Source organism: Dryocola clanedunensis (assembly GCF_038405435.1).
Lineage (GTDB): Bacteria > Pseudomonadota > Gammaproteobacteria > Enterobacterales > Enterobacteriaceae > Dryocola > Dryocola clanedunensis_A.
In genome coordinates this window covers 501,148-516,717 of sequence record NZ_JBBYHZ010000003.1, presented here as the reverse complement: position 1 = coordinate 516,717, position 15,570 = coordinate 501,148, and the positions used below count along the sequence as shown (strand labels likewise).

The window sequence follows — 15,570 nt, the reverse complement described above, 5'->3', positions numbered from 1 at the left end:
TTCCTTAATCCCTGACCGGCATTGCCAGCGGCGCGGTTAAAAATGCGCAGAAGATCCCGCAGCTCAGCACGATGCCGAAGCTGGCAATAGCCTGGGTCTGGCTAAAGACCAGCATGCCGAGCGTCAGCAGCGTGGTCAGCAAGGCAACGCTCACCGCCAGCATGGAGGTCAACGGCGTACCGCGCGGATTGCTGAAGAACAGCGTGTAGTTAATGCCGATCCCCAGAACAAGCACAAGGGCCAGCAGCGAGAATAAGTTCAGATCGTGACCGCTAAACGCCAGTGCCGCAAGCCCGCCGCCAAGGGAAAGCAGCGAAGGCACCACGTTGAGCAACCCTCTTTTAACCCCGAGGCGCAGCACATAGCTGACGGCAATCGCCGCCACGGCCGCGGCCAGCAAACCGGCCAGCAGAGCGCGATAAAAGCCAAACAGCTCGTTGAAGGAGGATTTGCGATCCACCCAGCTGACGCCCGGCAGCTTAGCGGCAAGGCTGTTCAGCGCCGCGCCGTCATGCACGCCATTTACCGGCACCAGCGCCCCGCTCCGCCCGTCGGGCAGCGACAGCCACAATAAGCGCCAGCCGCTGCTGATGACGCTTTTCTGCCAGAGATCCGGCGTGACCGGCATCTGCTGCAAATTCGGCGCGCTCACGTTCATGCCCGTCTCCGCCAGGCGCTTTTGCAGCACCGGGGCGGCTTCGCGCAGCAGGCGTAAATCTGCCTGCTGGCGCTCAAGGGAGGCCAGCGGGAGCAGGCGGTAACCGTCGATAAGCTTGCGTTCACGCAGCTTCGCCAGCTCCGGCGCCAGCTTTTCCAGGCGCCGTAAGGTCTCTTCCGCGCTGGTGCCGTAAACCATAAACCATTTCTGATCCATGCCCTGCCCGGTCAGCAGGGTCATCGCCTGCTCTTCACGCAGCAGATCCTGCGGCAGGGCCTGCAGGCTGGAAATATCGTCGTTAATGCGCAGCAGCGAGATGCCCGCAAGGCTGATAGCCAGTAAAACGCAGGGGATCCCCACCCGCACGGCTTTCTTCGTTTGCCAGGCCGCAAGCCAGGCCTGCATCCAGCGACGGCAGGGAACCGGACGCACCGGCAGGCCGCGCACCGCGAAGGGATACCAGCAGACAACCGTGAGGCAGGAAGCGGTTAGCCCGCTGGCGGCGAATACGGCGAGCTGCCGGATACCCGGGAAAGGCGCGAACATCATGATGAGATAGGCCAGCACCGTCGTACCCAGCGCCAGCAGCAGCGCGGGAAGCACTTTGCGCATGCTCTCAGACGGCGAACTTTCCGCCCCGTGCACCATCCTCTCCGTCAGATAATAGAGCGTGTAGTCAGCCGATACGCCAACAATTCCCAGGCTCATCACCAGCGTCATCAGATGCAGCTGGCCGAAACAAAGCAGCGTGATGGCCGTACCCGCAAGCGCGCCGACCGCGACGGAGGTCACGCAAAGCAACAAAGGACGAAGCGAACGGAAAACCAGAAGGATCAGTAGCAGCACGCCAGCAACCGTCGCAAGCCCCAGGGTGGAGACATCGTGCTTTGCCTGCTGGCTGGCGTAATCGCTGTAAAACAGCGTGCCGCGGGACATGACTTCCGCTCCCGGAAACTGCCGCTGCAGATTGTGCTGCAGCGCCCGCAGCTGGCTTACGGCCTCACGCCCGCGCTGCATATCAAATGAAGAGCCTTTCAGCTCGCCGTGCAGCATGTACCAGTAGCGCCCCTGTTTATCCCGCGCCACCAGCCAGCCGTCGATAAGCCTTAGCTGGCTGGCGCTCTGCTGTAGCGCCAGCTGGGAACCGCGCACCAGCATTAAAGGATCGTTTGCCAGCTCTTTGCCGCTGACGCCGGAAAAGGCAGAGTAGAGCTGCGCCAGCACCCAGTCGGCCTGGGCGTCGCCTCCTTTTTGCAGGCGGGAGCGGGTATGCGCGTCCACCAGCCCGTTGCGGTGCTCGAAATAAAATTTGCCCCAGGCCTGCTGGCCCGCCGCGTCCATCGGCCCCTCAACGTTTTCTAAAAAAGGCTGCTGCTTAAGCCGGGCCTGCCAGGCTTTCGCCACGGCGGGATCCGCACTGGTGCCAGGGCTGACCAGCCAGAGCATCTGCCTGTCGAGACGCTGCAGGAAGCCCGCTTCGATAGCCGGGGGTACTTTGCCGAGGCTCTGAGCGGGCAGCAAAGAGAGCACGCTGCTGTCCAGCCGGGCTTTTGGCAGCAGCAGACACAGAGCAACGATCAGCAGGGCGACGACGGTCAGCCAGCCCCACGCCAGGCGGCGCGGCCACTCAGAAGGCAAAGCGCTGCTGCTCTTCATGGGTTAGCGTTCGCGGTTCCGGGCGCTGGTTGCTGAAGGTGATTTCCGTGAAGTCTCCCTGGGTATCGTTAAGCTCAATGACGTTCAGGTACTTCTGCCCTTTCAGGGTGATGGTGCTGAAGAGCTTATCGAGCGGCGTGCTGGTCGGGGTCAGCACCAGCTGCCACTCGCCCTTGCCGAGGTCGGAAAATTCGTGGGTAAAGTTCTCGTCGAGCACTTTACGATCGGCCTGAAACAGCGCGCGCAGCAGATGGTTAAACTGGAACATCTGCGGGTTGCTGTCGGCGGTGATCACCTGCGGGGCCTGGGTGCCCATCACCTGCACCATATGGCTGTCGTCGAGGATCAGCGTCATCGGGAAAGGATGCTTCTGCTGCCACCACAGCCCGGTATTTTTAGCGATCAGCACCTCGCCGCTGGAGTACAGGGGCTGGCTCATGCCGCTTATCTGCCGCTCCTGCTGGAATTTGGCGCGCACCACCTGCTGGGCGGCAAAGCGCTGCTGAATATCGTCGAGGGTGACGGCACCGGCGGCGTAGCTGACCAGCAGCAGCGCGGACAGTAAGAGTTTTTTCATGGCTTCATCCCCATGCGTTCAAATAACACGTCCGGTGAGACAAAGCACATCTCGCCGGATGCGGCGTCTACGGCAACCTGAATGGTATAGCCCGAGGTGGTACGCCTGCCGCTGGCGGCATCAACGATCTGATAGCCGATCTTCAGGCGGTTTTCGAACTCGAGCACGCTTGCCTGCACGAGGATCTGCTGCCCAAAGGTCACCACGTCGCGGTATTTTACCCTGGTATCGACCACCGGCCACACGTAGCCGGAGTCCCGCATGGCGCGATAGCCATAGTCAAACTGGTCAAGCAGCGCCTCGCGGGCGATTTCAAAATAGCGGAAGTAGTTGCCGTGCCAGACGACTTCCATGGCGTCGACGTCGTGAAACGGCACCTTAATGCTGACCTCAACGTGAAAGCGCGGGTCACTCAGCATGCGGACTCCTTTTCCGGCGGAAGCTGCCAGAAATCATAAAAGTTAAACCAGTCGAGCGGCGAGCGTAAAGCATAAGCCTCAAGCCGTTCGGCGTAGCGGTCCACGGTCAGCTGAAGTGCCTGCTGGCGCGTAGAACGCGGTAAAAGTAGCGGGTCAGCAAACGGCTCGGCATGTATACGGAGCTTTCCCTGTTCACGCAGGACCATCATCAGGATCACCGGGCAGCGCAACGCGGCGGCCAGAATAAACGGCCCCTGGGGGAACGGCGCAGGTGCGCCCATAAACTGGCTCCAGCATACGCGCCTTTCGCCGCCGCGCTGGGGGGTAACCGCAATTCTGTCGCCGACGATGGCAACCCACTCCCCGGCGTCGAGCTTCTCGCGCAGCATCATGGCCGTTTCCGGGCCAATATGGGTGACCGGCAGCAGATTGACGGCGGCCTGCGGGGCAATCTCTTCAACGATCTGCCGGAAGCGCCGGGCGTGATCGGTAAAGACCAGCGCGTTAATCACCAGCCCTTCGTCAACCTGGGCCAGCGCGCGGCTGGCCTCAATGTCCCCAAGATGCGCGGCAAGGATAAGCTTTCCGCTGCCCGGCTGGGGCTGCAACACTTCGCGGCTGCCGGGGGCGAAGCTGATATCCCTTCCCCATTTAATATCCCCTCGCCAGGCGGCAATTTTATTGAGCATCGCGTCGCCGAAACGTAAAAAGTGACGGAAGCTGTTCAGCCCGCCGGGCAGCGCTATTCCTTTACTCTTCGCCTGCTGCTGCACACGCTGCAGCCAGCTTTGCGATGCCTGACGCTGAGCGCCACCGGTCAGCCACATCCACGCCACCACCGGGTACAGCAGCAGCGTAAAGGCTCCCCGCCCCAGAATCTGGTAGATGCGCAGCATCAGGCGCATGCCCGCCAGCCCTTTGCGCTCCGGCACCTGCGCCCAGTGATCCGCGTTACGGCGGTGGCGCATCAGCAGAGCGGGAATGCGCGGCAGCATGCCGAAGAACAGCTTCGTATGCATCCACGAGATGCGCAGGTTGTCATGCAGGGCGTCAAAGTGCGACAGGCCGTCAGCGGGATAGGTAACGCGGGTGCGCAGGAAGCGGCTGTCCACGCCGGACCAGTAAAGGCGCACCATAATTTCGGTGTCGAAATCCATACGCCTGCCCGGCGGATGCTGCGCAATCAGGGCGAGCGTAGAGGCCAGCGGATAAACGCGGAAGCCGCACATGCTGTCCTTCAGCGACAGCGACAGCGTTTCAATCCATACCCAGACGTGGGTGACGTAGCGGCCATAAAGGCGCGCCTTTGGCACCGAGTCGTCGTATTCCGGCTGCCCGGAAATCAGCGAGTCAGGGTGGAGACGGGACTCATCAAGAAAGCGGGGAATATCTTCGATACGGTGCTGCCCGTCGGCGTCCAGCTGGACGGCGTGGGTGAAACCTGCCCGCTGCGCCGCCTGCAAACCGGAAATCACAGCCTGCCCTTTGCCGCCGTTAACGGCCAGTTGAACCAGCGTCACGTCGGGATGGCTGGCGGCCAGCGCCACGAGCTGGTTTGCCGTCTGCGGCTCGCTGCCGTCGTCGACGATAAAACACGGCAGCGCGAAAGGCTGCAGGCGCGCAAGCACGTCCGGCATTGCGGCCCCGTGGTTATAACAGGGGATCACCACGCAGGGGCGAAAATCAGGCTGCGTTACGGACATAGCTTGATTTTTCCGCTGCTGACCGGCTGGCGCACATCGTCGTTTACCAGCCGATATTCAAAACTCAGCGCGCTGCGGCCCGCATCCCAGCGTAAGTTCAGCTCCAGCAGGCTGTCGGGCAGCACCGGACGCTGGAACTTGACGTTCTCAATCGAGCTGAACCGCAGCCCTGGCGCAAGCTCCGCGCCGTAGGCCATGACCCAGTCAAGCTGGGCAACGCCCGGCAGCAGCGGCTGCACCGGAAAGTGGCCGCGAAACCAGCTCAGGCCAGCCGGAACGCGCAGCAGCAGGCACAGCTGGTTCGCTTCCGGCTGCGTGCGGCTCTCTTCAAGGGGTCTCATCAAATAATTCCTGTAGTTGCGCCCACGCCCGCTTGCTCTGGCTGTTCAGCGGAATGCTTTCGACGATGCGCCAGTAGCGGGGGATGGCCACCGGCTCGAGCCAAGGGCTCAGGGAGTCGCGCCACTGGGCTTTTAATTTTATCAGCGGTTCGTGAGGCTTGTGCAATACCACGACGGCGCCGGGCACCGTGCGGCCGCCGCGCGTCAGGGTGACAACCGCTACGTCTTTGATCATCGGCAGCGCCAGCAGGCGGCGCTCAATTTCGCTGAGCGACACCCGCTTCTCTTCAATTTTAACGATGCGGTCGCGGCGGCCCAGCAGCGTAAATTCGCCCTGCGCATTGAAAGCCAGGTTGTCATCAAGAGTACACACCCCTCCCCCAACCAATGGGGAACGCACCGACCATCCCTGTTCGTCAGCGGCAAACTTAACTTTCGGAAACGGCTGCCAGGGCTGCCCGGCCTTCAGATGCTTTCGCCACGCCAGCACGCCCGTTTCGGTCGTGCCGTAGATTTCGCAAACCGGCGCACCCAGCCACTCCCCTGCCCGCCGGGCGATGTCGTCATCCAGCTTACCGGCTGCCGAAATCGTCATCCGACAGGGGGGAGCCGTAAGCCCGGGATCCAGGCGCTTCAGAAACGCGGGGCTGCTGATAAACAGTAAAGGAGAGCCCCTGCGGGCGGCGAGCTGCTCGGGGAAATGGATCATTGCGGTGTCGCACGGCAGGCCCAGCGCCATCGGCAGCATAATGCGGAACGTCAGGCCGTACATATGCTGATGGCTGACCGACGCGACAACCCGGCAGCCGGTCAGCTCCTCGCCCCACAGCGCCGCGAGCCAGGCGCTTTCCTCATCCAGCGCCTGCACGGTTTTGAAGACTTGCGTGGGCTGCCCGGTCGAGCCTGAGGTAAACAGCACGACACCCGCGCCGTCGGGTACGGGCGGTAAAGCAATATCTAAATCGGGGGCAAGGCCGTCAGGCACGATGACCGGGCAATCAAGCATGAAAGGCTGGTCGGCAATCACGCCGCTAAAAAACGCGTGCTGTTCCCGCAGCTGCGCTTCGCGGCAGTGGCCAGGAAGAACGGGCGTTTTACCCGCGTGAAGCGTAGCCAGTAGCGCCACAAGAAAACGGTAGCCGTTATCAAAACAGAGCGCCCAGCGTTCGCCGGGCCGGTGGCGCAGTTCGCCATACAGGCGTTGGACATCGCGCTGCAGCATCGCCTGCGTCCAGCACTTATCACCATCGAAGGCAACCAGATGTCCGGCCCTGCGCGAAGCGCTCAGCCACTGGCCCAGCGGCAGAATATTAACCATGGCGGCGCTTCACCCGCTGGCGTACCAGCCACTCTACGGCGAACAGTGCGCCCATCAGAAGATAGCTGAGCATGCCGTTCCACAGCGTCCAGATATGCAGATTGCCGTGCAGGCAGGTCCACAGGGCCACGGCCCCGTTAACGACAAAAAAACCGCACCAGAGCTGGGTGACCTGCCGGGTATAGCGAACCGCCGCCGGGCTGAGCTCCCCTTCTCGCCAGCGGGCGAGACGCTCAATGAGCGGCATCCGGCTGAACAGCGAGCCGCCAAACAGAGCGAGCATCACGATGTTCACCACGACGGGATACCACATCAGCAGCCGGGCCTCGCGAAGCCCTACGCTTGCCAGGGTAAGAAGAATACCGACTCCCGCCAGACCCTGAGCGGCACGGCTTAAGGTACCCGTTTTACCGCGCAGCGCGGCCAGGCGCAGAACAAAAAGCAGGGCCAGCAGCGGCAGCAGCCAGCGCAGCTGCGGGTAAGTTAGCGCAAGCCAGACGGCAAAAGGCCAGCCGATAACGGCCAGCCAGCCTGCAATGCTCAACGCTTGTGCGCCCTGCCCGCGCATCAGGAGTCCTGATACAGCCGTTCAACAGCGTCAACCACATCCTGTACGGTGCGTACCGCTTTAAAATCTTCCGGCCTGATCTTCTTTGCACTGCGCTTTTGCAGGTGAACAACCATGTCCACGGCGTCGATGCTGTCCAGATCCAGGTCTTCGTACAGGCGGGCTTCAGGTTTGATCTGCGCTGCGTCCAGCTCAAACAGCTTGACCAGCAGATCGGTAACTTCTTGATAAATCGCTTCTTGATTCATAACTGACTCGTTCTTTTTCAGGCGCTATGGCCGGGATTTTGGCTGGCAATAAAGGCCGCAAGCGTCGCCACAGAGTAAAAATGCTGACGCATAGCTTCGTTTTCCGCTGAGAGGACGACGCTATAACGTTTTTTCACCGCAAGGCCCAGCTCGAGGGCATCGATGGAGTCCAGCCCTAAGCCATCGTCACCGAAAAGCGGCGCGTTGCTGTCGATATCATCCACGGCCGTCTCTTCCAGATTCAGCGTGTCGATGATTAATTGCTTAATGTCGTTCTGTAAGGATTCCATATGTGCATCCGGGTCTTAACGGGGGTCAGGGACGAGCGCCTGACGTAAATAGTGGCTCAGGCGACGCGCCGCCATCGCCGGGACGTCGTCGCACTTCTCCACAAAATCCAGGCTTTCGATGCGCTGTCGCACCGAAACCCTAATCATTGGCCTGCGCGGCGGGATCTGATACCAGCGGCTATGCTTGTCCAGATAGCGCTGGTCACAGTCAATATGCACCAGCCGAAGCGGACAGGCGCTGCGCACCGCAATCTGCGCCGCGCCTCGCTGTATCGTCAGAGGCTCGCCTGGGCGCGTACGCGTGCCTTCGGGGAATATAAGGATGCTCTCCCCCGCCGCCAGCCTGCACTGGCTTTCCGGCAGCAGCGTTTCTCCCTGGCTGTTAATCAGGTAGTCTGCGGCCCGAATCACGCCCCGGAAACAGGGGTTACCGATCAGGCTCGCTTTCACCAGGCAGCCGATCTCCGGGGCCTGGGAGGCAATAAAAACATAATCCAGCAGCGTGGGATGGTTGGCAACGATGAGGCTGCCTTTTTCGGCTCGCAAAGCCTCCGCGCCCTCAATCTGATAATCAAACACGCCGAGCAGCCTGCCGATGCGCAAAAACAGACGAAAGCTTGCGCTGATGCTGCGGCGGGCAACGCTGCGGCGTTTATCCGGCTCGCGCACGGCAAGAAGCAGCAAATTGAACCAGACCAGCGACAAAAGCAGGCCGCCGCTGCCAAACAGGATGAACAGAAAGCCGGTCATGATGACGCGCCAGCCCCATGCCATCCGCCGCCGGACCAAAAGCCACATCAGCCGCGCGTCCACTGCCAGGTTAACCGTTCGCCGGTGACGGCAAAACTGCTTTCCTGACCCAGCCAGGCATGAAGAAAAGCCAGGCTCTGGGGTAACGGCAGCGCGCTTTTTTCTGCTGCGGGCATACTTTCAACCTGCAGCTGCTCCCCCTCTTCCAGCAGCAGACCCACGGCGTAAGGGTAATGTGCTTCACCCTCCTCAAGATGCGGCTGATAAAATTCTGGGATCGCCCCGTCAAAATCCACCAGCAGCACGCGCCGATAGCCAGCGTGGTGAAAAGCAGCCACCTCGATCAGGGCCTGCGAAAAGGTGTCCCGCCCGGCCGAAACGGAAGAGGAGACATACGGCGTTTTCGCAGCGATAGTGGCGTTGCCCACGGCAGAGTTATGAACGGACATGGCAAAATCGGTAGGCGAGAGCGCCTGCTGTTCAGCAAGCGCGGTAAGGATTCGGTAGTTGCGCTCCAGCTCGCCGTGGCGGCTGGAAAAAACCAGCGCATCGGCCTGGCTGCGGGCGAGCACGGCAAGCGCCGTGTCAACGGCGAGGCGGCTTCCGGAAGCCAGGCGTCGGGCCGTCATCATGGGCAGATGGGTGCATTTGGCTATTGCCGCTTTCACGTCAATAGCTGCCGGTGCGTCTCCCCACGCGCGCCAAAGCGCGACGTCAGACAGACCGGGGGCGCTGGCCTGCCAGTCAGTAATGTTAAACCCTAGCTTCATTCTCGCTACCATCATCATTTGCTGCGGCCCGCATATGTAGCTTTTTTTTATGGCGCGGGCTATCGAATAACTCTTAATCCTTCGGACAATCCTCAGAAATGAAGCCTTTCTATCATTGAATGATCCGAAGGCCCGGAATAGTAACAAAACCAGCGCGGAAATAAATCATCACTTTTGCAAACGGCTGGTCCGGGGGGACCGGACCAGGCGGGATCATTCGTAGGTCGCGCTGATAATAGCCAGGCGCTTCTGGGGATCGAGGTAGTGAATATTGGTGTGCATGAGGCTGTCACCGCGCACGGACCAGGCGTTGAGGCCCGCCAGCGCAACGGTATGGGTGACAGGTTTTCCTTTATTGCTGCAGGTGATATTCACCCGCTGTTCCTGTGGCGAGAGGCCGCATCCTCCTTCGACTATCTCCCCACGGAAATGAATTACGCCGCTATTTCCGTCAGCATGAGCGAAGGTTGAAACGCTGGCCAGCGCGGCAATACATAAAAACATCTTTAATGTTGCTTTTACCACGATGTTGACTCCTCAACGCAAAGTGTACTGAGGGTTATCGGCAAACGATGAATGCACTACAGTAAAACATTGGTTCAGGAACGACACATTCGCAACAATATATTTACAAATAAAAAGTGCTTGAAACGTTCTTAAATCTTTCCTGGCATAACCCACTGTTTTTCTAAATTAATATTATTACCGTCGCTCAGCGTAACGGTGATCGACACCGTATCGCCGGGGTCAATATTCAGGCTCAGGCTGGTCAGCCTGATCGGCTCATTGGCTTTAATAAAGAGGGTTGTACGCTGGCTGCTGATACTGCTTCCCCCTGCCCCGGCACGCGTAGCCGCAAGCTGCATGGCGCACCGGCAGTCGGTGGTCAGCGTGGCAACGGGCTCAATGGTGTAAACATTGCCCTGCTGCTGGGTAGAAAAGGTCAGCTGGTTTGAAAGGGCAGCCAGTAAAATTAAGGTGTGCATGATTTTCTCCCATAAAAAAACAGGGCCGTGGCCCTGTTTTTATATAGCGCAGATTCTCAGTTAGTACTGGGAAGCCATGACATGGTTACCAAAGCCAACCTGGGTAACCTGAACGCTTGAACTGGAAGCAGTCTGGTCTACAACAGCACCGTTACCGCCACCGTGTTGTTTGACGTTGATTTTAGAATCATCGCCGTTCCATTGATCGATGGTGGCGTTGTTAGCAAAACCATCCTGCAGCAGGGTAATTTTGCTGTCATCAGAACCCTGGCCTACATCAGCACCGTTGCCGCCGCCGTACTGTTTAATATCGGTAGTTGAATCTCTGGCATCAGCCTGCAGCGCCGTCACGTTGTTACCGCCGCCCTGCTGATAGATTTTCAACGTCGAATTTTCATCATAATTGTGCTGGAAACCAGCCAGTGCGCTACCTGAAACCACCAATGCTGCTAATGCTGCCATTTTGAAAAAGTTCATGGTGAAACCCCCATCGGATTGAGAATGTAAGCCCAAATAGTTTGTGTATTATCTTTGGATAACACGAACCGCCATTTGTGACTGTTTCTGCACTACAACTGCTGTTTTTTGCGTACCGTCCTGAATAATGCTTGCTTTATTACCAGAGCCTTTCTGAATAATAAGCGCGGCATTTCCAGAATTACTCTGCTTAATATCCGCATCATTGGCGCTGCCCTGTTGCGAGATATATGCAAGATTGTAACTTCCTGATTGGTCGACATTTGCCCGGTTGCTGCTCCCGCTCTGAGAGACTTCCGCCAGCTGCCGATACCCTTTCTGGTTGACGTCAGCACTGTTGTTGCTGCCGTACTGACCGATAATTGCTGCCTGATTAAAAGAGCCTTTGCTTAACTCATTAACGGCAAAGTTATACTCTGAAGCAGCGAGGTCAGAACCTGCTGCTAATACATAACCAGGCGCACCCAGCAATGCTAACACCATAAATAACGATCTGTTTTTCATGTTGTCATCCTGGACCTGGATGCTGCCAGGTAATTAAGCCAAAATTATTTCCTGTTAACGCCAGCGGTAAGAAGTTATTGCTGCGTTACGAAAATGAGTATGTCTGTCGAAACATTTAAAATATCTCACCCGCACGTTGTATTTTGATAATTATACTCACCTCAAAGTATGAGTTATTTAAAAAAAACCAATATCAACAAAGCGTTCTTTGCATAAATAAACAGGCCAGCATTAACCGACGACAGCCGAACTTTGCGGGGATCTATGTTTACCGTCTGGCTGTGGGACTTGAGAGGGTAAGAACAAATTATTCATAACCTATGTCACCAGGATGCGTTTCCTTAAGCGAAGCGGCAACTTTCAGTAAGTTACCTGTCACTTACATATGTTAAAATTAATTCACGTCGCAACTAAATTACTAAAACACATTAAATACAAGCAGTTACAATTGTTTGTATGACATATATAATTGTGCAAACTAATAAAATTGTACAACTTTAGTAGCAGGACTAAATAGTCAAAATTTCATCATGCAACATTTTAATATCTTGAGTTACATTCTGTTACACGTTTAACACTTGCTTTAAGATTAGTAACCGCTAGATTGGAATCAGCAGTAACGATTCCTTTAACACTCTCAGCGTATTTAAAACGCATTTATGAAAGTGTTTTATTTTTAACACACAGCAGTGCCGCATTTATCAGTACCTCTGGTGAATTAACTTCCTGTTAATTCAGCTGATAGTGCATAAAAACCGGGTGGAGTTCCATCATGTTTAATGAAGTCCATACTTTAAATGGTCACACATTGTTGTTGATCACCAAACCTTCGCTGCAGGCTACGGCTTTATTACAGCATTTAAAGTCGTCTCTGGCTGTCAACGGAAAACTTCATAACATTCAACGCTCTCTTGAAGAGATAGCGGGCAATGTTCTGGTGCTTTTCGATATGGTAGAGGCGGATAAGAAGCTTATTAATTACTGGCAGGATACCTTAAGCCGCAAGCACAGCAGCATCAAGCTCCTTCTTCTTAATACCCCGGAAGAGTATCAGTTCCGTGACATAGAAAACTGGCCGCATATTAATGGGGTTTTCTATACCACGGAAGAGGAGCCGCGTGTCGTCGAGGGTATTAGGGGGGTGATGGATGGCGAATGCTACTTCTCACAAAAGCTAGCCAGCTATTTAATCAACCACTCTGGTAATTATCGCTTTAATAACGTTGAGTCGTCGTTATTAACGCACCGTGAAAAGGAAATCCTTAATAAATTACGCATTGGCGCTTCGAATATTGAAATTGCCCGTTCGCTGTTTATTAGTGAGAACACGGTAAAAACACATCTCTACAACCTTTTCAAGAAGATAGCTGTTAAGAACCGCACTCAGGCGGTCTCCTGGGCAAACGATAATCTCAGGCGATAAGGCCATGAAACGACACCCTGCTTTACTGCTGGCGGCAGTTTTGCTGTGCGCTTCAGGCGGCGTTCGCGCCGTTGAAGTGGAAATCCCCGGACTGCTGACGGATCACACCGTTTCTTCTGTGGGCCACGACTTTTACCGTGCCTTCAGCGATAAGTGGGAAAGCAGTTTTACCGGGAATCTGACTATTAATGAGCGGCCCAGTGCCCGTTGGGGAAGCTGGATAACCATTACTATCGATCAGGACGTGATCTACCAGGCTTTTTTATTCCCCACGAAACGTGACTTTGACCGCAACGTCGAGGTCGCACTGATTCAAACCGATGAGGCCATTAAACGCCGGCAGGTCGACAAAGCGTTGTTGAGCACCGGTGATTTAACCCACGATGAGTTTTAGGAGGCTGTCATGCGTATTGTTCATGCAGTTTTACCGTTAATGCTGGTCACACCGCTGGCCTGGGGAGGAAACATGGTTTTCCAGTTCGTAAACCCTAACTTTGGCGGCAACCCCAATAACGGCTCATATTTATTAAACGGAGCACAGGCGCAAAACTCGTATAAAGACCCGAGTTATAACGACGACTTTGGTATTGAGACCCCGTCCGCGCTGGATAACTTTACTCAGGCTATTCAGTCCCAGGTACTGGGCGGACTGCTGACCAATATTAATACCGGCAAGCCTGGTCGCATGGTAACCAACGACTTTATTGTTGATATCGCCAATACGGATGGCCAGCTGCAGCTCAACGTCACTGACCGCAAAACAGGGAAAGTCTCAACCATTCAGGTCGCTGGCTTACAAAGTAACTCTACTGATTTCTAGTGGGCATAAACAATCAAAAAGTATTTAAGGATAAACATCATGCAGCGCTTACTTCTTATCGTAGCAGTGTGTTTATTAAGTGGTTGTTTAACCGCGCCACCTAAAGAAGCTGCACGACCTACTCTGATGCCTCGGGCCCAGAGCTACCGCGATCTGACCCATCTGCCGGAAGCTCAGGGAAAACTGTTTGTCTCGGTCTATAACATTCAGGATGAAACCGGTCAGTTTAAACCTTATCCGGCGAGTAACTTCTCAACGGCCGTACCGCAAAGCGCCACCGCGATGCTGGTGACGGCCCTGAAGGACTCGCGCTGGTTTATTCCTCTGGAACGTCAGGGATTACAAAACCTGCTTAATGAACGAAAAATTATCCGTGCGGCCCAGGAAAACGGCACCGTCGCAGATAATAACCGGCAGCCTCTGCAATCTCTGATGGCGGCAAACGTCATGATTGAAGGGTCTATTATTGGCTATGAAAGCAATGTGAAATCCGGCGGGGTCGGGGCGCGTTACTTCGGGATTGGCGCCAATACGGAATATCAGCTAGATCAGATTGCGGTGAACTTACGCGTCGTTAATGTAAGCACCGGTGAAGTCCTTTCTTCAGTCAACACCAGCAAAACTATTTTGTCTTATGAAGTGCAGGCCGGGGTATTCCGCTTTATCGATTACCAGCGTTTACTGGAGGGTGAAATCGGCTACACCAGCAATGAACCGGTTATGATGTGCCTGATGTCCGCCATCGAAACCGGGGTCATTTACCTGGTGAATGACGGTATCGACCGCGGGCTGTGGGATTTGAAAAACCCGTCCGACAGAACAAACCCGATTCTCGTGAAATATAAAGAGATGTCGGTACCGCCGGAAGCCTGATGCCCCCGGGTAATCCAAAACCAGCCTCGGCTGGTTTTTTTATTTATTCAGCCATCGCCGAGAGTTGTTTTGCCTTTCTGGCCGCAAGCCAAAGCCCGCTGTTCTTCATCGCAAAACCAAACGCCAGCCCGAGCAGTAAAGAAGGCACAACGACCCGCCACTCGCCCTGGTTGGCAAAGGTCGCACAGGCGCCGATAAAAGTGCCGGGAACAAATGAAAGCAGAACGTGCCGGGCCTGGATGCACATCAGGAAGGCCACAACGCCGGTAACCACATAGCCCAGGATCTCCAGATGCGGCGCAAGCGCGCTACCCTGGATAATGACCTGCGCCCAGACTACCCCGCTGCACAACGTGCAAAGCGAGATAAACAAGCCCTTCAGCCCCCCCTGCGGGCAGGCAAAGTAGGCCGTACAGCCGAGGAAACCTGCCCAGCTAAGCAGGCCGAGACTCACCGCCACCCAGCCCCAAAGGCCTGAGAGAATACCGGTAGTCAGTGCAAGAGAAATGAGTATGTTCATGGCGGCGTATCATAGCAGAGCCTTTCGGCCCCACCACGATCTGCCGCACATTTTATGAAAGAAACAGAAATTTATTGCAGATTAATTGCGATTAAAATCACATTTATTCCTCTTCAGACTCTTCCAGCTCGTCACGCATCGCCTGAATCGCTTCCCGGCTGACGGCCGCCAGCGTGCGGTAGAAAGGCGTTGCGGCGTGGGCCTCAACCTTGCCGAGGAAGGTGCCGCACCACGGCAGCAGATACTCGTCGAACAGCGTGACCTGCGCTTCGTATTCGTCTTCCTGAGACTGATCTTCAAGCCATGAGGCAGCCAGCAGCAGCGTGCCAAAATGGTCGGCAGGCGTTTCCCCCAGCGGCATACCGCGCGCTTTCAGGAACTCGCGTACTTCCCCTTCCTGGCTGCCCTCTTCCCAGGCCGAACGGTAAGGTGAAACGCTGCACTCTTCGCCCACGAACAGCGCGTTGTAATCTGCCGCCATCTGCTGGGGATCGCAGCTCTGCTGCAGGCGCCCCAGCAGCTCGTCCTGTTCCAGAGGCCAGCTTGCCGCAAGCTTTCCTTCGCGGATCAGGGTCAGCAGCGGTACCAGCAGGGGATCCTGCGGCTGACGATAAAACAGCGATCCTAAAATACGGCAAATAATTGAAAACTCATTCATGCTCAGGGTCC

21 protein-coding genes are annotated in these 15,570 nt (G+C 56.2%); 4 read left to right on the top strand and 17 right to left on the bottom strand.

All coding sequences use genetic code 11. The features are described 5' to 3' along the window. Nucleotides 1-4 precede the first annotated feature (4 nt). The 15 genes from AAE045_RS10065 to csgB all read right to left on the bottom strand — a co-directional run bounded on the left by AAE045_RS10065 (nucleotide 5) and on the right by csgB (nucleotide 11,265). Nucleotides 5-2,314 (bottom strand): MMPL family transporter, encoded by a 2,310-nt coding sequence (locus AAE045_RS10065; RefSeq protein WP_455547598.1) that lies wholly within the window; start codon nucleotides 2,312-2,314, stop codon nucleotides 5-7. Next, nucleotides 2,286-2,891, bottom strand: coding sequence for an outer membrane lipoprotein carrier protein LolA (locus AAE045_RS10060; RefSeq protein ID WP_455547597.1), 606 nt, complete (start codon nucleotides 2,889-2,891; stop codon nucleotides 2,286-2,288). The genes AAE045_RS10065 and AAE045_RS10060 overlap by 29 nt, the downstream gene beginning before the upstream one ends. Beyond that, nucleotides 2,888-3,310: an acyl-CoA thioesterase gene (locus AAE045_RS10055; protein WP_455547596.1), complete on the bottom strand. Its 423-nt coding sequence runs from the start codon at nucleotides 3,308-3,310 to the stop codon at nucleotides 2,888-2,890. Before AAE045_RS10055 ends, AAE045_RS10060 begins: the two co-directional genes overlap by 4 nt. Then, nucleotides 3,304-5,013, bottom strand: coding sequence for a glycosyltransferase family 2 protein (locus AAE045_RS10050; RefSeq protein ID WP_455547595.1), 1,710 nt, complete (start codon nucleotides 5,011-5,013; stop codon nucleotides 3,304-3,306). Before AAE045_RS10050 ends, AAE045_RS10055 begins: the two co-directional genes overlap by 7 nt. Next, on the bottom strand, nucleotides 5,004-5,354 hold the full coding sequence (locus AAE045_RS10045; RefSeq protein WP_455547594.1) for an ApeI family dehydratase: 351 nt from the start codon (nucleotides 5,352-5,354) through the stop codon (nucleotides 5,004-5,006). The genes AAE045_RS10050 and AAE045_RS10045 overlap by 10 nt, the downstream gene beginning before the upstream one ends. After that, a complete protein-coding gene (locus AAE045_RS10040; protein WP_455547593.1) occupies nucleotides 5,341-6,672 on the bottom strand; it encodes an AMP-binding protein in 1,332 nt (443 codons plus the stop codon). Before AAE045_RS10040 ends, AAE045_RS10045 begins: the two co-directional genes overlap by 14 nt. Next, nucleotides 6,665-7,240, bottom strand: a complete 576-nt coding sequence (locus AAE045_RS10035) for a hypothetical protein (RefSeq protein ID WP_455547592.1) — start codon at nucleotides 7,238-7,240, stop codon at nucleotides 6,665-6,667. Before AAE045_RS10035 ends, AAE045_RS10040 begins: the two co-directional genes overlap by 8 nt. Continuing rightward, entirely contained in the window at nucleotides 7,240-7,488 is a 249-nt protein-coding gene (locus tag AAE045_RS10030) for an acyl carrier protein (RefSeq protein ID WP_455547591.1), read from the bottom strand. Before AAE045_RS10030 ends, AAE045_RS10035 begins: the two co-directional genes overlap by 1 nt. A gap of 17 nt (nucleotides 7,489-7,505) precedes the next feature. Further along, nucleotides 7,506-7,778, bottom strand: coding sequence for a phosphopantetheine-binding protein (locus tag AAE045_RS10025; RefSeq protein WP_455547590.1), 273 nt, complete (start codon nucleotides 7,776-7,778; stop codon nucleotides 7,506-7,508). Nucleotides 7,779-7,793: 15 nt separating this feature from the next. Continuing rightward, entirely contained in the window at nucleotides 7,794-8,552 is a 759-nt protein-coding gene (locus tag AAE045_RS10020) for a lysophospholipid acyltransferase family protein (RefSeq protein ID WP_455547589.1), read from the bottom strand. Between the two features lie 23 nt (nucleotides 8,553-8,575). Beyond that, a complete protein-coding gene (locus AAE045_RS10015; RefSeq protein ID WP_455547588.1) occupies nucleotides 8,576-9,298 on the bottom strand; it encodes a beta-ketoacyl synthase chain length factor in 723 nt (240 codons plus the stop codon). 213 nt (nucleotides 9,299-9,511) lie between these two features. Next, nucleotides 9,512-9,823 carry a hypothetical protein gene (locus AAE045_RS10010; RefSeq protein WP_455547587.1) on the bottom strand — a complete coding sequence of 104 codons (312 nt, stop codon included), beginning with the start codon at nucleotides 9,821-9,823 and terminating at the stop codon, nucleotides 9,512-9,514. 131 nt (nucleotides 9,824-9,954) lie between these two features. Continuing rightward, nucleotides 9,955-10,284 (bottom strand): curli assembly chaperone CsgC, encoded by a 330-nt coding sequence (gene csgC / locus AAE045_RS10005; RefSeq protein ID WP_455547586.1) that lies wholly within the window; start codon nucleotides 10,282-10,284, stop codon nucleotides 9,955-9,957. 60 nt (nucleotides 10,285-10,344) lie between these two features. Then, a complete protein-coding gene (csgA, locus tag AAE045_RS10000; RefSeq protein ID WP_455547585.1) occupies nucleotides 10,345-10,761 on the bottom strand; it encodes a curli major subunit CsgA in 417 nt (138 codons plus the stop codon). Between the two features lie 48 nt (nucleotides 10,762-10,809). Beyond that, nucleotides 10,810-11,265 carry a curli minor subunit CsgB gene (gene csgB / locus AAE045_RS09995; RefSeq protein ID WP_455547584.1) on the bottom strand — a complete coding sequence of 152 codons (456 nt, stop codon included), beginning with the start codon at nucleotides 11,263-11,265 and terminating at the stop codon, nucleotides 10,810-10,812. Nucleotides 11,266-12,037: 772 nt separating this feature from the next. On the opposite strand from csgB, the gene csgD reads away from it, so the two are divergent. The 4 genes from csgD to csgG are packed head-to-tail and all read left to right on the top strand — an operon-like array spanning nucleotide 12,038 to nucleotide 14,381. After that, nucleotides 12,038-12,688: a biofilm master transcriptional regulator CsgD gene (gene csgD / locus AAE045_RS09990; RefSeq protein WP_455547583.1), complete on the top strand. Its 651-nt coding sequence runs from the start codon at nucleotides 12,038-12,040 to the stop codon at nucleotides 12,686-12,688. A 4-nt stretch (nucleotides 12,689-12,692) separates the two neighbouring features. Next, nucleotides 12,693-13,082 (top strand): curli production assembly/transport protein CsgE, encoded by a 390-nt coding sequence (csgE, locus tag AAE045_RS09985; RefSeq protein WP_455547582.1) that lies wholly within the window; start codon nucleotides 12,693-12,695, stop codon nucleotides 13,080-13,082. Nucleotides 13,083-13,091: 9 nt separating this feature from the next. Next, complete coding sequence (csgF, locus tag AAE045_RS09980; RefSeq protein WP_455547581.1) at nucleotides 13,092-13,508, top strand: curli production assembly/transport protein CsgF; 417 nt, start codon at nucleotides 13,092-13,094, stop codon at nucleotides 13,506-13,508. A gap of 39 nt (nucleotides 13,509-13,547) precedes the next feature. Further along, nucleotides 13,548-14,381 (top strand): curli production assembly/transport protein CsgG, encoded by an 834-nt coding sequence (gene csgG / locus AAE045_RS09975; protein ID WP_455427698.1) that lies wholly within the window; start codon nucleotides 13,548-13,550, stop codon nucleotides 14,379-14,381. Between the two features lie 43 nt (nucleotides 14,382-14,424). Here the strand turns inward: csgG and AAE045_RS09970 are convergent, their stop codons facing one another. Both AAE045_RS09970 and AAE045_RS09965 read right to left on the bottom strand, forming a co-directional pair. Continuing rightward, nucleotides 14,425-14,901 (bottom strand): DUF1097 domain-containing protein, encoded by a 477-nt coding sequence (locus AAE045_RS09970; protein WP_455547580.1) that lies wholly within the window; start codon nucleotides 14,899-14,901, stop codon nucleotides 14,425-14,427. A 103-nt stretch (nucleotides 14,902-15,004) separates the two neighbouring features. Next, nucleotides 15,005-15,559 (bottom strand): TorD/DmsD family molecular chaperone, encoded by a 555-nt coding sequence (locus AAE045_RS09965; RefSeq protein WP_455547579.1) that lies wholly within the window; start codon nucleotides 15,557-15,559, stop codon nucleotides 15,005-15,007. Between the last annotated feature and the right edge of the window lie 11 nt (nucleotides 15,560-15,570).